We start from the raw sequence: 544 nt of genomic DNA, 5'->3' as shown, positions 1-544 counted from the left end.
GCGGGGCGACGTGGCCGACCGCCGGCGGCTCGTCGTGGTGCAACTGCTGCTCCTGGTCGCGGCGTTGGCGACGATCGCCGTGGCCCCCACGGCGGCGGTCCTGCTCGCGGGCATGGTCGCCCTGGGGCTGCTCGCCGTCGTCACCCAGACGCTGGTGGCCTTCGCGGCCTCGCTGGCCCCGCCCGCCCAGCGCGGACGCGTCGTCGGCCTGGTGACCAGCGGCGTGGTCAGCGGCATCCTGCTCGCCCGCACCGCCTCCGGCGCCATGGCCGACCTCGCCGGCTGGCGCTCCGTCTACCTCGCGTCGGCGGTGCTCACCGCGCTGCTCGCGCTGGTCCTGCACCGCGTGCTGCCGCGCCACACCGGCGCCCCGCCGGCGGCCCTGGGCTACGGGCGACTTCTGCGCTCCACGGTCACCCTCTTCGCGCGGGAGCGCCTGCTGCGCCTGCGGGCCGCGCTCGGCCTGCTGATCTTCACCGCGTTCAGCACGCTGTGGAGCGGCGTCGCGCTGCCGCTGAGCGAGGCGCCGCACTCCCTGTCGCAC

General features: G+C 77.0%; 1 protein-coding gene. It reads left to right on the top strand.

Annotation, left to right across the window (positions count from 1 at the left end):
* A partial coding sequence (locus tag KUM32_RS40310) for an MFS transporter (protein WP_217146660.1) occupies nt 1-544 on the top strand: 544 nt, incomplete at both ends.

The sequence above is a fragment of the Streptomyces sp. AC627_RSS907 genome, from assembly GCF_019049165.1.
This window is presented reverse-complemented; position numbering and strand designations above follow the sequence as displayed.